Raw genomic sequence first — 16,675 nt, 5'->3', positions numbered from 1 at the left:
ACATTTGGTGTATGCGATCGGAATATTTGTAGGCTCATTATTAGAAAACGAACCATAAATCATCAAAGAAGCCCGACAGTTGCTAGTATCAAAATAGAAGCCTGGCTCGCTCCAGTTCTCTCTGAGATTGCAACGCCGCTTGCTTCCAAGCTTGAGCTTGCGATTCAAACAACTTTTTCTCTTCTATTGTCCTCATAATATATTCCAGGCGATGTCTAATTTTTTGACCGATAACCTCTGGATTGAATAAAGACTTAATCTCCTTAGCTCCTCTTGCTCCTACTTGCTGTGCTTGCGGGTAATTTTTAAAAACATACTGCATCAGCTCCGCTGTATGCTCGATATCCGGCTCAGCCCAGATACTGCCTTTTGGGTAAAGTCCGTAAGCTTCCGTAGTTGCAACTAAATCGTATTTTACCAAAAAACTATTGCCAACATTCATAAAATCGGTATTCGATGAATAAGCGGTAGCGATGACTGGCTTGCCGTAATACATAGCCTCTGCCATAGTCAAACCAAAACCCTCAGCCCGATGTAGCGATACATAGCAGTTACAATTATCTACTAAGCCATGAACCTCTTCCTTGCTCAAATGCCCTTCGAGCAATTGAATAGAGGGCCAATCTTCTGCCAGTGCTTTTAGTTGATCGTACTGATTTTGATAAGCTGGATGAGGTCGAAACTTAATAATCAGTAAAACATCTTCATGAGACTTCTCAAAGGCTTTTTTGAACGCCTCAATCGTAGCAAAAGGATTTTTGCGCTCAAAACCGCTACCCATGTCGAACATGAACAGAAAAATAAATTTGTCTTTGGGCAATCCTAAAGCTTCTCGGCCCAATTCGTTGGGAGGCAAATAAATGCTAGGCGGTAATTTGACAACCGGAAGAGGCGAGACATCGGAAATGGTTTCAGCCGTGTAATTACTGTAAGTCCAAACCTCATCAAATCGATTAAAAGCCCCCATGAAGAAATCGGGAAATACCGGAAGTTCCCAAATCCAAAAACCAATATTATAGCGATTTTGAAAAATTTCAGGATCGATACAATTCAACAAGGATTCGTGAGGGTTGGTATGGACGATATTAATCGGATAAAAACGATCGCTGGAAAAATTGGTGTATGTAGAATCTAAATTGCGTTGCGAATCTTCTTTCAGATCCTTAAGCGTGAAAGGAATGTTAGCTGCTTCTATGGCTCTGATAGTCCCTCGCACGCCAGAGCCCAAACCAAACTCGCCGCTCACATGACCGATAATATTAACTCCAAACTGAGAATTTGGGTTATTGAACATGATTGAACTCCTAATAACAAATATCTACAGTAAATTAAACTTTTCAACTCTTAGCCAGCAATTGGTATTGCGTTAGTTCAGATTGAACTTGTTGTGTTGTTTGCCGCCAAACTTGGATTTGGGAATGGGCGAAAGCCGTCTCTTGCTGCATCTGATGGATGCGAGTTGACCAGTTTGTAGATTGGTTCATCCTATTTCTAATGATTTCCAAGCGATTTTTGATTTTCGTGCCTAAAAGTTGAGGACTCAGTAAAGATTTCATTTCCTGAGATGCTCTCGCTCCTACTTTTCGCGCTTCTTCGGGATTCTCAAAAACATACTGCATTAGAGATGCTGCATGATCGATACTCGGATCAGCCCAGTAATTTCCTTTAAAGTAAGGCCCATAATCTTCTGTCAGCGTCACTATGTCATATTTGACTGGAAAACTATTGCCCACATTCATAAATTCCATATTAGATGAGTAGCCAGTAGCAATTACAGGTTTGCCGTAATACATGGCTTCGGCCATTGTCAAGCCAAACCCTTCTGAACGATGTAGGGAAACATAGCAGTCGCAATTGGCAACTAAAGCATGAAGTTCTTCTCTCTTTAAATGCCCATCTATAAAGTGAACTGGCCAGCCTGCCGCTTCCGCTTTGAGTTGATCTCGCTCTTTGGGGAAAAAGCTGGCATTGGAAAACTTGAGTACCAGTAAGACATCTTCATTCGATTGAGCAAAAGCTCGTTTAAATGCCTCCAAAGTAGCAAAGGGATTTTTGCGGCCTATCGTACTGTGGAAGTCAAACATGAACAGAAAAATACATTTGTTTTCGGGTAATCCCAATGCTTCTCTATCAAACGATGGTGTGGGAAGGTCGAGGCTGGACATCATCTTAATCACGGGCACAGGCGATACAGGGGCGATCGCCTCAGAGCAATAATTACTATAAGTCCATATCTCGTCAAATAAATCAAAAGCATAGAGCCACCCTGATGGAAATATAGGTAGTTCCCAAGCCCAAAAGCCTATATTATATTTACCTTTTAGGCATTCTGGATCGATCATGTTGAAAACAACGGGTTCTGGCAGAGTGTGAATCAGGTTAATAGGATAGGGATTTTGCTCTGAAAAATTTGTGTAACTATTATCCAAGTTCCTATGCCAATGTACTTTAAGATCCTGAAGAGCAAAGGGAATGCCTGCGGACTCAATAGCTCTTAGGGTAGCTCTACTGCCTTCCCCCAGTCCGTATTCACCGCTTATGTGTCCTACAAAGTTGATTCCAAAGTGATCGTTTAACGTGTTGTTTGACATAAAAAATTTTAGACTAATGACAATATTTCAACAGAACTTGGCTTGAACTCGCGCACTCAGGAATCTTAGTCTCAAAGCTTGGTCTTGTTAGACCATATCCAGTGGATGGCGATTCGAGGAAATAGGAAAAGGATAAATCAGTTTGAGTCGATTACCGTTAAAACTGCAAGGATTTAAGTTCCGTTTGCATTTGCAGTGCTGTTTGCTTCCAAGCTTGAGCTTGAGATGCCAACCAGTCTTTCTCTGCCTGAAGTTCCAGGTATCGGTTCGACAAATCCGAATTACTTCTCGTCTTCATAATAAATTCCAAGCGACTTCTAATTTTTTTGCCTACAGTTGGCGGACTCAGTAAAGAACGAATCTCTTTTGCAGCTCTATTCCCTACTGTCTGTGCTGCCTGATAATTGTTAAAGACATACTGCATAAGCGTGGCAGCATGATCGACATCTGGTTCAGCCCAAACACTACCTTTGGGGTAAGCGCCGTAATCTTCAGTCGTTGTCACCAATTCATATTTGACGGGAAAACTATTCCCGATATTCATAAATTCCATATTAGATGAGTAAGCTGTAGCAATCACTGGCTTGCCGTAGTACATCGCTTCAGACATTGTTAAACCGAAGCCCTCAGCCCTATGCAAAGAAACATAACAGTCACAATTATTAACCAAGCTGTGAATCTCTTCTTTTTTCAAATGCCCGTCTATAAACTGAATTGATGGCCAATTTTCTGTCAATTCTTTGAGTTGCTCTTGTTTTTCAGGAAAATAATGTGAATTGGCAAACTTGAGGACAAGCAAAACATCCTCATTAGCTTGACCAAAAGCTTGTTTAAATGCCTCAATAGTAGCAAAGGAATTTTTACGTTCAAAGGAACTGCCGAAGTCGAAAATAAACAGAAAAATAAATTTATTTTGTGGCAAGTTTAAGTCGGTTCGCTTCAGTGAAGGTTGTGGGAAAACAAGACTAACCGGAATCTTGAGTACCGGAACTTGAGAAACAGTCGAAAATGCTTCGGCACAGAAATTGCTGGGAGTCCAAATTTCATCAAATAAATCAAATGCCCACTGCCACTCAGCCGGAAATTCTGGCAATTCCCACAGCCAGACACCTATATTGTATTTCCCTTGAAAATATCCACTGCCAATACCAGGAAAGTATCCTGCCAAAATCTGCTCAACCCAATTGGGATTTGTCTGGACAATATTGATCGGATACGGGTTGTCTTCAGAAAAATTTGTGTAACTGGTATCTGAGTTGGGTTGACCCCCTACTTTCAGATCCATAATTTTAAAAGGAATGCCAGCAGCTTGCATTGCTCTGAGAGTTCCTCTCCCAGCTTCTGCCAGCCCAAAATCACCAGTTATATGACCGCTTAAATTGACCCCAAAAGCTGAGTTTAGTTTTTCGTTTAACATTTCAATAATCTAATTGTTGTTGGGTCATATTTCACCTCAAAACTATAGCGCTTTCTTAACTATTAGCCCTATGGAGGTCGTCACGTACTTCTCTAACTGAAGCTTTAAGTGTATCTCCGACCAGGGCGGTACGTCTATGTGGCGATCGAATGGTCCGCTTCCGGCGTTGTAGTTGAGGACTATTTCATGTCCCTGGCTTGCTAACTCTGCTGCTAGTGTGTCTATGTCCTGCCTCCTAAACAGTACAGTGGGTTGGTTGTCGATCGTCGCATCATTAGAAAAAACGTTGAATTCGGTAGTATGTACTGCCACGCCACCCGGACGCAGGCAGTTAAGGCTGTTGTGGATAAACCGCAGCCCCAGCTCGATCGAACCGACGTGTTCCAGAGCACAAGACGAATAGACAAAATCGAAGCCGACCAAATCCGCATCTATTTTATTCATGTCCGCGATCCGGTACTTTACCAGCGCTGCAAAGCGATCGCGCGGGCAGATGCCGCGATCGTTAAGCGCTTCGAGCGTTGCTGCGTGTTGACCAGAACCAGCCCAGCCCTGCTTGGTCGCCTCTTCTATATCGAGGTCTGTAGCGACTATCTCACAGCCGCGCTGAGCCATTACCGCAACCAGGGGTTCTTTGCCGACACCAAAACCCAGCCCACGCCTGCCTGGTGACATCATTCCTGCCTCAGATAGAGCTTGGAGGATATAACCGTACTCCCATACCTTGCGGTGGAAGATAGGCGGGTGAGGCAGACGAGTCTCTTGACACCAGTACACAAAGGCATCTGAGCGACACTGCGCCTCGGTAGCCATTTGCGAAACGGGATTAGTGAGGCTCGGCTCATCGTTGATAATAACTAGGTGGTGATTAATGGCAGTTGTCGCACCATTTTTCTGAATCATAAAATAGTACCGCTCCCTAAGTTGAATGGAGTTCTGAGTTTGCTGTAATTTTCTCTTTCCGCTTCTCTCTCAAGTTCAATGCGGTTTGATAAAGTTCCATATCTTCGCTATTGATAGCTGCTAGCTTAGCCAGCAGGTTCTTGTCACTCAACACATTGTTAACATAACCGTGATACCCAGGGTATCTATTTTTGTTATGCCAACCAATTTCTACCTCTGGCAAACCTAGCATTTCTCTAAGATCATTTAGGTCGTCGCGGAAAAATTCTTGGATGCCGACAAAGTAAAAATCACTTAGCTTCATTCCCTGAGCGCACCTTGACATCAAGTTCTGGGTTGCCGATAACTCAGCAAATTCCAGCAGACTCGGCTTGGTTTGACTGACATATTTCTGAAATTCATCCTCAGCAAGGTCAGTCCACATACTAATAGAATCACAATACCAGGAAATTAACCGAGTAATTGGATTCCTCAACCAAATTATCGAGGGAACAGAATTCAAAAAACATCCTTTATACTTGACAGCAGGAAAATTGCCGTGAATTATTCTAGTTTCTTGATTGATCCAACCTTGTTGCACGATAGTAGCTAAAGACATATTTTTGTATTCTTTAACTAATTTATCGCTACCATAAACCTGTTCTAAAATCTTGCCAAACGTTACGCCTGCTGTTTTTGGTATGTGTACGGAAATAAATTTTACTTCCGAAGCTAAGGGCAAAAATCCTTCCTCCACCAGCTTCCACAAAGCCTTAAATTCCGGTGAATCCCGCATTTCACAGAGGAATTGCTGACGTGTGAACCTGCCATCATGTAAAACTTGGATGTAGGTTTCTTTGCCTTCGCGATCTGGTTCGCGTTTTAGATAGGCATGATAAGCTACTTCCAGAAAATCTCCATTGTTCAGGATCTCAGTTTCTTGCAAAAATTCTGAATCGTTAATTTGAGGGAGTTGAAATTGAGATTGCTCTAATTGCCTGCGAATCCCAATTTTCATAATATGTTGCAGGCGGTTTCTAATGGTGCGGCCAACTGCCTGCGGACTCAGTAAAGACTTAATCTCCCTAGCGGCTCTGGCTCCTACTTGCTCAGCTTCTTTATAATGGTGAAAAACATACTCCATTAAGGATGCCGCATGGTCAATATCAGGTTCGGCCCAGACACTACCTTTTGGGTAAGGCCCATAATCTTCAGTAGTTGTAACTAGGTCATATTTCACCAGGAAACTATTCCCTACATTCATAAATTCAACATTGGAGGAGTATGCAGTAGCGATCGTAGGTTTTCCATAAAACATCGCTTCAGCCATTGTCAAGCCAAAACCCTCTGAACGATGCAGCGACACATAACAATCACAACAGTTAACTAAGGAATGGATTTCTTCTTTTTTTAAATCTCCTTCTATAAACCGAATAGATGACCATTCTTTTGCCGATTTCAAAAGTTGTTCTTGCTGCTCTTTAAACTGTGGATGCGGTCGGAATTTAATCACCAATAGTACATCATTATTTAGTTTATCAAAAGCTCGTTGAAATGCCTCTACTGTAGCTATTGGATTTTTTCTTTCAAATATGCTTCCAAAGTCGAACATGAACAAAAAAATAAATTTATTTTGGGGTAATCCTAAAGCTTCTTTACCCAATGATGATTGTGGAAGATAAATGCTAGGTGCTACTTTTAGAACTGGAATAGACGACACCTTAGCAATGGCTTCAGCCGTGTAATGGCTATAAGTCCATATCTCATCAAATAAATCAAAAGCACCTTGCCAAAAATAGGGAAATGTTGGCAGTTCCCAAGCCCAAAATCCTATATTGTATCTACCCTGAAAGTATTCAGAACCAATTTGCTCGATATGGACTGAATTAGGATTGGCATGAACAATGTTGATTGGATACGGATTATTGTCCGAAAAATCTGTGTATGTAGAATCTAAGTTCCGCTGCGAACTTTCTTTAATATCCTTAAGCGAAAAGGGAATGCCTGCTGCTTCTATTGCTCTGATTGTACCTCTCATTCCTTCGCCCAGACCAAATTCACCTGTCACATGACCTACAAGATTGACACCAAAAGTATAACTTACTGTTTGATTGAACATAGTCAATTTTACCCTCCTGATAATTGTGAATACAATTTAACCTTTAAAAGTAACTGTTTTTTCGTCATCTTCAGCAATGATTGATCGCCCTATTAGCACAGTGTTCTAAGTTTAGCAACGAACACAACGTCAGATTGGGATCACAGGTTACTAGCAATCCCAGTCTAGTGCATCGCAATTACACTCTTGCCACTATGAAGACCGCGACGCATCAATTCATTCCATTCCGCTGAGTTAATCAAGGAGTTGGTATCAAGGTGATATCCCTTTTCTGAACTGAAGTGGGCAAAACTCTCTAACCATTTTAATACTGTTTCTGTTCCTGAGAAAGGGGTACACTTTAATGATTCCTTTAGAAAGTGAGCCATACCTTTGATATCACCTTTGTGATGAGCGTGCCAAGCCTCCCACACCAGCAGTTTGTAATCCAACTGGATTCGTAAGTCAGAATGTCCAACCATAGCTTCCTGAAACTGTAGTTTTTCGCCTTGAGCCTGAGTCTGGTGTAGTTGAGACTGGGATTGATCCAATTCAGCCTGAGTCTGATGCAGTTGAGCCTGAGTCTGATGCAGTTGAGCCTGAAATTGTTCCCTGTCAGCCTGAGCCTGGTGCAGTTGAGACTGAGACTGCTCCAATTTAGCCTGAGCCTGATGCAGTTGAGACTGAGATTGTTCCAATTCACCTTGAGCCTGTTGCAGTTGAGCCTGAAATTGTTCCTCTTCAGCCTGAGCCTGGTGTAGGTGAGACTCAGATTGCTCCAACTTTTCCTCAGTCTGGTGCAGTTGCAATTGGGATTGCTCCAATTCACCCTGAGTTTGCTTCAACTCTTCCTGAGTATGATGCAGTTGCAATTGGGATTGCTCCAACTCTTCCTGAGTATGATGCAGTTGCAATTGGGATTGCTCCAACTCTTCCTGAGTATGATGCAGTTCCAACTGAGATTGCTCCAATTCTTCCTGAGTATGATGCAGTTCCAACTGAGATTGTACCAATACAGATTGAGTCTGGTGCAGTTGCAATTGAGATTGCTCCAATTCACCCTGAGTCTGGTGCAGTTGAGACTGAGATTGCTCCAATTCACCTTTAGTCTGGTGCAGTTGAGCATGGGATTGCTCCAATTCACCTTTAGTCTGGTGCAGTTGAGACTGAGATTGCTCCAATTCACCTTTAGTCTGGTGCAGTTGCAATTGAGATTGCTCCAATTCACCTTTAGTCTGGTGCAGTTGAGTATGGGATTGTTCCACTTCACCCTGAGTCTGGTGTAGTTGCAACTGGGATTGTGCCAATTGACTCTGTGCTTGGTGCATTAGCACTTTGTATTGCTCCAATTCACCCTGAGTCTGGTGTAGTTGCGCTTTGTATTGCTCCAATTCAGCCTGAATCTGGTGCAGTTGCACTTTGTATTGGTCCAATTCTATCCGAGTCTCGTATGGCATATGATAATAGAGAGGGGTAGGCTCAACTTTTAAGTTTATCTGAAAGTTTGTTGAAAGTTTGGAAAGTTCTATAACGGCGATCGCATTTGCAAAGGGGAAAGGATGGTTGTACTCTACATTACCAAGTTCTATCTCTTCTATTTCTCCCCAAAGCATTTTGACGCTATCCTTTGTTGGATCTCTATTAATTAATCTTAAAAAACTTGTACGGATTGCTTCTTGAGGAATTCCATATTTTTTTAAGAGTGCCAGATACTGCGCGCTGAACTGAATGTACCATCCTCCATCCGTAAGGGTTCCAAAGGGAACTGTAATCAATGCTTTTCCCTCAATAGCCAGCAAATCGTAGATCTTGGCGATCGCCTTCAGTGGAGCTTCCATATCGCGAATTTCTGTAGACTCACCGTAAGCACCCTGCGGATCAAGTCCCTGACCTATATGTTCTACGGTAGAAATTGAAACTATAGCATGATATTTTTCGTCAGATTCAAGTGTCATTAAATCTTCATTGTCCACGCCTATATCTATTTCAAATTTGTCTATAATTCTTCTTTTAATAACCCCCATCTGTTCGCCTAGTGAGCTTTCATAGCGAGAAAGTACGTTTCCCACTTCAAGAACACGGTCGGAATTTTGGAGATCGATCAGCCAATTAAACCCGATCGGAACTTCCACCGCTCTTTCCGAAGGATTGTTATACGGTATGCGATTATAATATAACTCTTTGCCTTTAAATAAAAAGGTTTTTTGCCAGTTTGTCATTTTTGCTGCTCCTTTTCCTTTGTCTGTTTTTTTAAAAGAAACTGGATTATTTTGGTTGCTTAATTGACTTAATTGGTACTGAGCCCGATTCCATCCTGCTAGAATTGGCTGTACTAAACTTGATTCTTTTCTCCGCTTTGCTCTCAAAACTAATGCTTGTTCATAAAGTTCTATATCTTGGCGATTATTTTCTACTAACTTGCTGATAATTGTTTTGTTAGTTAATACATTTTGTACATCATGTTGGTATTTAGGATTGGGATTAATATTTTCCTGAAATATCCTAACTTCGGGCCAACCAAGTATTGTTTTTAGTTCTAACAAGTCTTCTATAAAAAACTCTTGCAAGCCTACAAAATAAAATTCGTCTAGCATCTTTCCACAAGCATTTTGACATAATATATTTCTCAGTTCCGGTTGCTCTGAAAATTCATATATACCCATTTGCGATTGTTGCAATTTTCCTACTATGGTGTCATCACCTTTCTGTAAAGGGAGATATCGCCAGTAGAAATAGAGGGAAACCAATAAATAAATCGGGTGCCTCAACCAAATAATTCTTTTAGCTTCTGGGAAAAAGCTTTCATACTTGCTGATAGAAAAATGACCGTTAATGGCTCTGATTTGTGACGGAATTTCACTAGGCTTGTAAACTCTCGGTCTAGACACCTCTAAATAATCATAGTAAATATTTTCCGCTCCATAAACTTGTTTTAAGACAGATTGAAAAGTTGCTCCTGCTGTTTTGGGGACGTGAACAGCAATTAGTTCAACCATAATAATACCTCCTTGCCTATCTAAACAATCTTCACTTTACTTGAACAATTTTTACTGGAACGGAAAACAATTTCCTAGATTATGTTTTCCTTTAAATAGATATCTTTCTGCTACATTAAACACCTCACCTTTAGTCAATCTAAAACTCAACCCAATTTTCGCATATTCCATAACTACATTAAGATTAGCGAATCAAATTAGGACGGATAAATCTTGGATTTTTATATTTTCTAAATTGCTTATCATTTATCCTGCTTTGCCTTGACCATCATTTTTACTACATCGTGCATCTTATATTTTGCCTGCCAACCTAATTTTTCCTTTGCCTTAGCAGGATTGCCTTTGCCAAGTGCAATTTCTGTCGGTCTGTACAGACTCGTATCTATAACTGTATGTTCTTCCCAGTCTAATCCCAAACTGGCAAAGGCTTGGGCAACAAATTCTTTTAAGGCATGACTTTCTCCGGTGGCGATGACATAATCATCTGGCTCTGACTGCTGCAACATTAAATACATTGCTTCCACGTATTCGGGAGCCCAGCCCCAGTCTCGCTGCACGGAAATATCCCCCAATTGCAACTTTTCTGGACTACCGGCCGCAATCCGGCAAGCTATGGATACGATTTTTTGGGTTACGAAACGTTGTGGTCGTAGTGGCGACTCGTGATTAAACAGGATACCAGAACAAGCAAACAGATTGTAGGCTTCGCGATAGTTCGCTACTTCCCAAAATGCTGTTGCTTTGGCAACTGCATAGGGACTTCTGGGGTGAAATGGGGTACTTTCTTCAGCGGCTTTGCCTCCGGTGTCGCCAAAACACTCACTTGAACTGGCATTATACAATTTAATCTTGCCCCCTGTAAACCGAATTGCCTCTAGGAGATTGAGTGTCCCGGTGGCAATGCTTTCTAGGGTTTCCACTGGTTGCTCGAAGGACAGTCCCACGGAAGTCTGACCTGCTAGATTGTAAACCTCATCTGGCTCGATTTTGGCAAGCACCTGTAAAACGCTGCGAAAATCATTGAGGGACATGGATTCTAGCTTTACTGAGTTACGAATGCCTAAACGGGTGAGGTTGTTGAAGGTTGACATTTGGGCATCTCGCGAGGTACCACAGACTGAGTAGCCTTTATCTAGGAGTAATTTGGCTAGATAAGCTCCATCTTGACCGGATATACCACAAATTACTGCTTTTTTCATAGAATTGCCTCTAAAAACTCTCTGATGACTCTGGCCTCTTTGGTGCTTGCTTAGTTTAGTACATATGCAGGTACACTGAAGGCACATTTTGCTAGTTGACTTGACATTTGGATCGAGTGTTCCCTAGTATATGTGACTATGTGTAATTTTTTTTCAAATCAGGAACTTTGCAAAACCGTCTATAGTCGTCTGTCTATAGTCTTGTATGGCGTACAAGGTTTGAAATTAGAAACGATTAAAGAGGGAGCTACACTGTATTGATTTGAAGTTCAGATTGGTGAATCTTTGTCAAGCTCATAAACTCGTATTGTGTGGCATCATTATTTAAGCTAAAAGAACAGCCCTAGTCAAACTGAGAATATAACTAGATAAAAAATAAATTGAAATGAATACAAACGAAACTGCGACTATATATTTGAATAATGGGAAACAATTTTTAGAGGAAGGTAATTTGGAGGAGGCGATCGCAGCTTACCGCCATGCGATCGACTTAAATCCTGAGATTTCTTGGTCTTACCACCATTTAGGGGAAGCCCTGACTAAGCAAGGCAAGCTGGAGGAAGGGATTGCAGCTTACTGCCGCGCTATAGAACTCAACCCGGATTTCTCTTGGTCTTACCACCATTTAGGGGATGCTCTAGCTCAGCAAATGCAACCAGAGGAGGCCGCAACCGCTTTCCGTAAAGCCATTGAACTCAATCCGCAACATTTCGGTTCTTACTGCGGGTTAGGTGAGAGCTTAGCTAAACTGGGTCAGCTAGATGAAGCGATCGCGACTTATCGGCAAGCGGAAAGTTTGAACCCAGGGGCGGACTGGATTCACAATAAATTAGGGGAAGTTCTGCAACAACGAACTAAATTGGATTTGCAGGGGGCGATCGCATCGTACTATAAAGCCATTGAGCTAAACCCAGATAATACGGAACCTTACTATAAACTCCTAGAACTCCAACCCGATAGCTTTGAAGTTTATTGCCAGCTAGGAAAGAGATTAGTAAAACATGAGCTGTGGGAAAAGGCGATCGACTGCTATCGTCTTGCTTGTAAACTAAATCCAGATTCTTATGAGTCTCATCAACACTTAGGAGAAACTTTATATCGTTGGACGCAGCTCAATCTAGAACTTGTACGCTCCAATCCAGATACGGGAAAAATCCTTCTCAAAAAACGCCATAAAGATGCGTGTGAAATGGACCTGCATCAAGTCAATGATGAAGCTTTTTTACAAGCTGCTGAGTCCCTCAATGAATCAGATTTTGTACAAGAAGTTTACCGCGCATACTTGAAGCGCGAACCCCAGGGGAATGAGAAAGAAACATATGCAAAAAATCTCCAGGATGGTGCGATATCCCGCCAGATCATCCTCAGTGGATTTCGAGGTTCACAGGAATTTTCCTACGTTTTAACTAAGTATCCATATATAGAGTACGAGATAGCTTGTCGGTGGCGCGAGTTAGAAATTAGCCATGAATACTCAGCAGAAGAAATTGCTTGCTACGAACGAGCTATTTCCCTGAATCCAGAGTCATATAAATCTTGGTACGACTTAGGTCAATCGCTAACAAGACAAGGAAAATCTACTGAGGCGATCGCAGCTTACCAAAAAGCTGTACAGGTTGGGGTCTTTTTGGCTCAAAACAATAGGGTAGAAGAAGCCCTTTCTTGCTACCGAAAAACTATAGAGATTATCCCTGAACAAACTAATATTTACTCAGACTTAGTAATAGGTTTGTTAAAACAGGGACTACTAGATGAGGTACTTGCTTGCTCCTCAGAGGCGCTCAAGACATCAATTAATAGTGCTGTGACTTATCATCATAACTTATCGATACTCATGGCACAACAAGGTATGATACACGAAGCTATAGTCTGTTTTCAGAAAACACCACATATCCCAGCCGATAGTGAAGGGAATCTCTGCGATCAGATATGGAATGAATTAAATCAACTCAACCCACTCAATGAAACTAATATTGATTGGCACGCAGAAATCAAACCAAAAGCAGCCGAGGAATATTTCAGCCTAACAAGCCGATACAAAATCATTACACATACATTGGAAAATTCTGATGATAGGAAGTATCTGGAAAAAATAGGACTGTCACTAGCGAATGTGAAACTAATAGCACAAGACAACTTTCTCTTGGAAGAAATTTATATCAAGAGTTTTGCCGATTCTCCAAAACATCTGCATCAGCCAATGAGACTAACTTTGCCGTATCAGCAAGTTCTCTTAGAAACTGGTTACGTTTATGCAGTTTGTCCTTTCAGCAGCAAGATTATTAGGTCTAATCAATCATTTATTATCAATCATCAAGAAGTGGGGCACCATGATTTGCAAGGTTTTCTTTACCGCTTTGTAGGAAAGGAAATATTTTATTTAATGACAGGGTGCCCAAATGGTGAAAAGTTGTTAATTTATATACCAAGATTAGAGCTAATTATTAACCTCAATCCTGTGTTAGTCGGTTTTGCACGCTCTGTAGAAAGTATCAATAAATTCAAAAGTTACATGATAAGTTATTGGCAACAAGTTCTAAAATATATATCAACAGAAGCTAAACAAGTAGTCGATGTTATAGGTTTAGGCTTCAATATAGGACATTATTTTTGGCAAGACCTAGCGGGTATTCATGTTCTCATAGAGAATGAAATTCAGCATAAACTTGATAAAATCCTGACAGGACCTGGTGACTACTTCAATTGTCGAGAAGTTTTTCCAGAATTTCCTGCTGACAAGTTTATTGAAGTTGAAGATGTTTGGGATCTTTTTAAAACTGTATTGGATAATAATTATGTTGCTTTCAGGGCAAATGGTATATTTATTACGGAGCAATTAGTAAAGAGAGTATGCGATGCTTCCATGAAAAAATGTACTCAAGATTTTTTGACACAAGTGAAACAAGCTAAGGAGCATTTCCCACTTCTCGGTTTCCAAATTCGCACCAGTAGTAGGGTATGGCTAGGTCAATCAGAAGGAATAGCGAATATTATTACAAACTTATATTCGGATTTTCCGAATTTGGGAGTTGTGTTTGATGGGTGGTCTTTGACAGGAAAAGAGGATTCTCTAAGTACGAGCTGGTCTACAATTAAAAAGGAGAAAGCTATAATGGAAGAAATAGTTGCTCTTATCCCTCCTAGCATCAATACCTATAGTGCAATCGGTGCCACGACTTTTGAAACTGTCAATTGGTGGACTCAAGCTATACAGATAGGTGTGACTAGCTTGGGCGCTGGTATGACTTTTTCATCATGGATAGCCAATAATCCCAATATTGTTGTTCACGCATCTACCTTTATGATGAATTCCTTTGGTAATCACCTAAGCCATCCGACTTTTAGAGAAAATTTAAAAGCGCAAGTATTACTTCCTAATGAATATATTACTGATGGTATTAATAACAATTATGATTGCGATTGGCGGTTTATTTATAATGAGATAGTTAAATTATTAAATAAAATGGAAATGAGCTGATGTTTTTTCTCATAAGTTAGTGTGAGCAAGGTACTCACACTATATAATAGACATGATTTAAGTGCGTCGCAACCAAGCGCCCGGCCAGTGAGTCACATTCTCCGTCAAATCACTCTCGCTAAACGGCCACTTAGGTTGTTCCAACACAAATTCAGGATGCTTTTCTGCAAACTCAGCAGCCGCCGCAGTAGGATGATCCCACTTCCAGTCAGGATTCCCACGCGGCACATCATCCAAATCCTTCATAATCCCATCGGTGGCAATTATATAGGAACCTGGTGTCACAAAACTGCAATAAGCCTCTAACTCGTCAGCAACGTGCTGTTTTGTGTGACACGAATCAAGAATTACCAAGACAGTCTCCCCTGGATTTACCAGTTTTTTAACTTGCTCTACAATACTGGTATCTGTAGAACTGCCTTCAACTAAAGTAATGAACGATGACAGTTCGTGTTCCTCTATAGCTTTGCGATTGTGAGGGCGAATTTCAATATCAACTCCTACCACCCTACCCTTGCCCATTGCTTTAAAAAGGCTAGCGTAATAAATCAGAGAGCCACCGTGAGCCACCCCGGTTTCAATAATTACATCGGGTTTAACCTGATAGATAACTTCTTGAATGCGAATCAAATCTTCAGGGAGTTGCAGCAAAGGGCGACCCAACCAACTAAATGTATAAGAATATTTCTGATTCCATCCAATTTTAACCCACTGAAGCGATATGAGTTCAAAAGCCTCTTTGGTATAAAGGTCTAATACCTGCTTCTGGTTATCAATTTCACAAGTCAGTGTTTTTTCAGTTGTATCAATTGTCAATTTCATAAATTACTCCACTAATAGGTCAATGTTTAAGTTGGATGCCTTTAATAAGACTAAATTTTCTTGATGATAATTCGGGTTCATCAAAATAGCAGTTGTAATTCCTCGATCGGCTATATCCTGATAGCTGACAATCGGGTGAGCAGCCCCAGGGATATATTTACCTTGTTTATTCGGGTTCAGATCAATAATGCAGTCAATCCATTTACGATCGGGATCTATTATGTTAGCAAAAGTTACACCTTTAGCTCCAGCCCCCCAAAGAGCAACTTTTCCTTGGCTAGCTAATTCTTGAATCTTAATTTCCCACTTGCTAATCAGTTCGCGTTCTGATGTCGCAAACTCGTTAGCTAAAGTTGAAATTAATGCTGGTTTTTTCGTGATCGCAGGTTTTTGGGGCGGAATCGTAGCTTCTAACCACAGATATTGCCCTTCAAATATATGCTCTACGCTCTCAACTTGAAAACCGGATTCTTCAAAAGCCGTCGCTAGAGACTCTGCCGTAAAGTAGGAACAATGTTCGTAGAAAAAATCCCAGATTACTTGATTGCGGAGTATCCATTCGACGCAAGGTGTTTCAAAGAAAACGCGAGCATTGGGAGAATAAACTAAAGCTTGTCGGACAGAAAAAAGTAAGTTCAAAGGATCGGGAACGTGTTCGATCACGTGACGACAAACAACCACATCAGCATGAATATTAGCACACTCTGAATCATAGTAACGCTTCTCAAACTTCAGGCGACCGTCAAGAACAGTTTCTGCCCCGACATAGCTTGGATCAAACCCATAACCGGTATTTCCCCATTCCTCAGATTCTACGAGCTTCCTTAAAAAGGATCCCTTACCGCAGCCAACTTCCACAACCGAGCAATTCTGAACATTTTTATCATAGATTAGAGAGCGGGCAAGTTCGGAAATATAACTCTCAAAAGATGGCGAATAAGTCTGGGTATTATCATACTCCTTGCCATAACTCAACTTGGAACCATCAAAATCCTGATTAAAAATAAATCCACAGTCTTCACAAACTGCTAGAGTTAGATTTCCACGATTTATTTCTATAGCAGATATTCTATCTGCCATAACTAAGTTTTGATGGACGGGTACGCTACCTCGAACTAAAAATGGGGCTATTAAGTTAGAATCGCAAATAGGACATCTTTGCATACTTAATATCCATTTATCGGGAAAGATT

General features: G+C 41.0%; 10 protein-coding genes. 1 reads left to right on the top strand and 9 read right to left on the bottom strand.

What is annotated here, in order from left to right; genetic code table 11:
- Window positions 1–88: 88 nt before the first annotated feature.
- The 7 genes from QZ938_RS23875 to QZ938_RS23845 form a co-directional block, all read right to left on the bottom strand.
- Window positions 89–1,294, bottom strand: a complete 1,206-nt coding sequence (locus QZ938_RS23875) for a glycosyltransferase family 4 protein (protein WP_293353635.1) — start codon at window positions 1,292–1,294, stop codon at window positions 89–91.
- Between the two features lie 43 nt (window positions 1,295–1,337).
- A complete protein-coding gene (locus tag QZ938_RS23870) occupies window positions 1,338–2,591 on the bottom strand; it encodes a glycosyltransferase (RefSeq protein WP_293353637.1) in 1,254 nt (417 codons plus the stop codon).
- A 157-nt stretch (window positions 2,592–2,748) separates the two neighbouring features.
- Window positions 2,749–4,008 carry a glycosyltransferase family 4 protein gene (locus tag QZ938_RS23865; RefSeq protein ID WP_293353639.1) on the bottom strand — a complete coding sequence of 420 codons (1,260 nt, stop codon included), beginning with the start codon at window positions 4,006–4,008 and terminating at the stop codon, window positions 2,749–2,751.
- A gap of 42 nt (window positions 4,009–4,050) precedes the next feature.
- Window positions 4,051–4,683, bottom strand: coding sequence for a bifunctional 2-polyprenyl-6-hydroxyphenol methylase/3-demethylubiquinol 3-O-methyltransferase UbiG (locus QZ938_RS23860; RefSeq protein ID WP_293353641.1), 633 nt, complete (start codon window positions 4,681–4,683; stop codon window positions 4,051–4,053).
- Between the two features lie 244 nt (window positions 4,684–4,927).
- The gene (locus QZ938_RS23855) at window positions 4,928–7,009 is read right to left on the bottom strand and encodes a glycosyltransferase (protein WP_293353643.1); all 2,082 of its coding nucleotides are present in this window, start codon (window positions 7,007–7,009) and stop codon (window positions 4,928–4,930) included.
- Window positions 7,010–7,173: 164 nt separating this feature from the next.
- Window positions 7,174–9,984, bottom strand: coding sequence for a hypothetical protein (locus QZ938_RS23850; protein ID WP_293353645.1), 2,811 nt, complete (start codon window positions 9,982–9,984; stop codon window positions 7,174–7,176).
- Window positions 9,985–10,226: 242 nt separating this feature from the next.
- A complete protein-coding gene (locus tag QZ938_RS23845) occupies window positions 10,227–11,183 on the bottom strand; it encodes a GDP-mannose 4,6-dehydratase (RefSeq protein WP_293353647.1) in 957 nt (318 codons plus the stop codon).
- 385 nt (window positions 11,184–11,568) lie between these two features.
- On the opposite strand from QZ938_RS23845, the gene QZ938_RS23840 reads away from it, so the two are divergent.
- Entirely contained in the window at window positions 11,569–14,661 is a 3,093-nt protein-coding gene (locus tag QZ938_RS23840; RefSeq protein ID WP_293353649.1) for a tetratricopeptide repeat protein, read from the top strand.
- A 57-nt stretch (window positions 14,662–14,718) separates the two neighbouring features.
- Here QZ938_RS23840 and QZ938_RS23835 read toward each other — a convergent pair whose 3' ends face one another.
- Entirely contained in the window at window positions 14,719–15,483 is a 765-nt protein-coding gene (locus QZ938_RS23835) for a cephalosporin hydroxylase family protein (RefSeq protein ID WP_293353651.1), read from the bottom strand.
- A 3-nt stretch (window positions 15,484–15,486) separates the two neighbouring features.
- Window positions 15,487–16,647 (bottom strand): class I SAM-dependent methyltransferase, encoded by a 1,161-nt coding sequence (locus QZ938_RS23830; protein WP_293353653.1) that lies wholly within the window; start codon window positions 16,645–16,647, stop codon window positions 15,487–15,489.
- Window positions 16,648–16,675 lie beyond the last annotated feature (28 nt).

Origin of the sequence: Microcoleus sp. CAWBG27 (genome assembly GCF_020883145.1) — a bacterium.
Classification (GTDB): Bacteria; Cyanobacteriota; Cyanobacteriia; order Cyanobacteriales; family Microcoleaceae; genus Microcoleus.
Note: the sequence above shows the minus strand (reverse complement) of the source record. Positions and strands in the feature narration are given on the sequence as shown.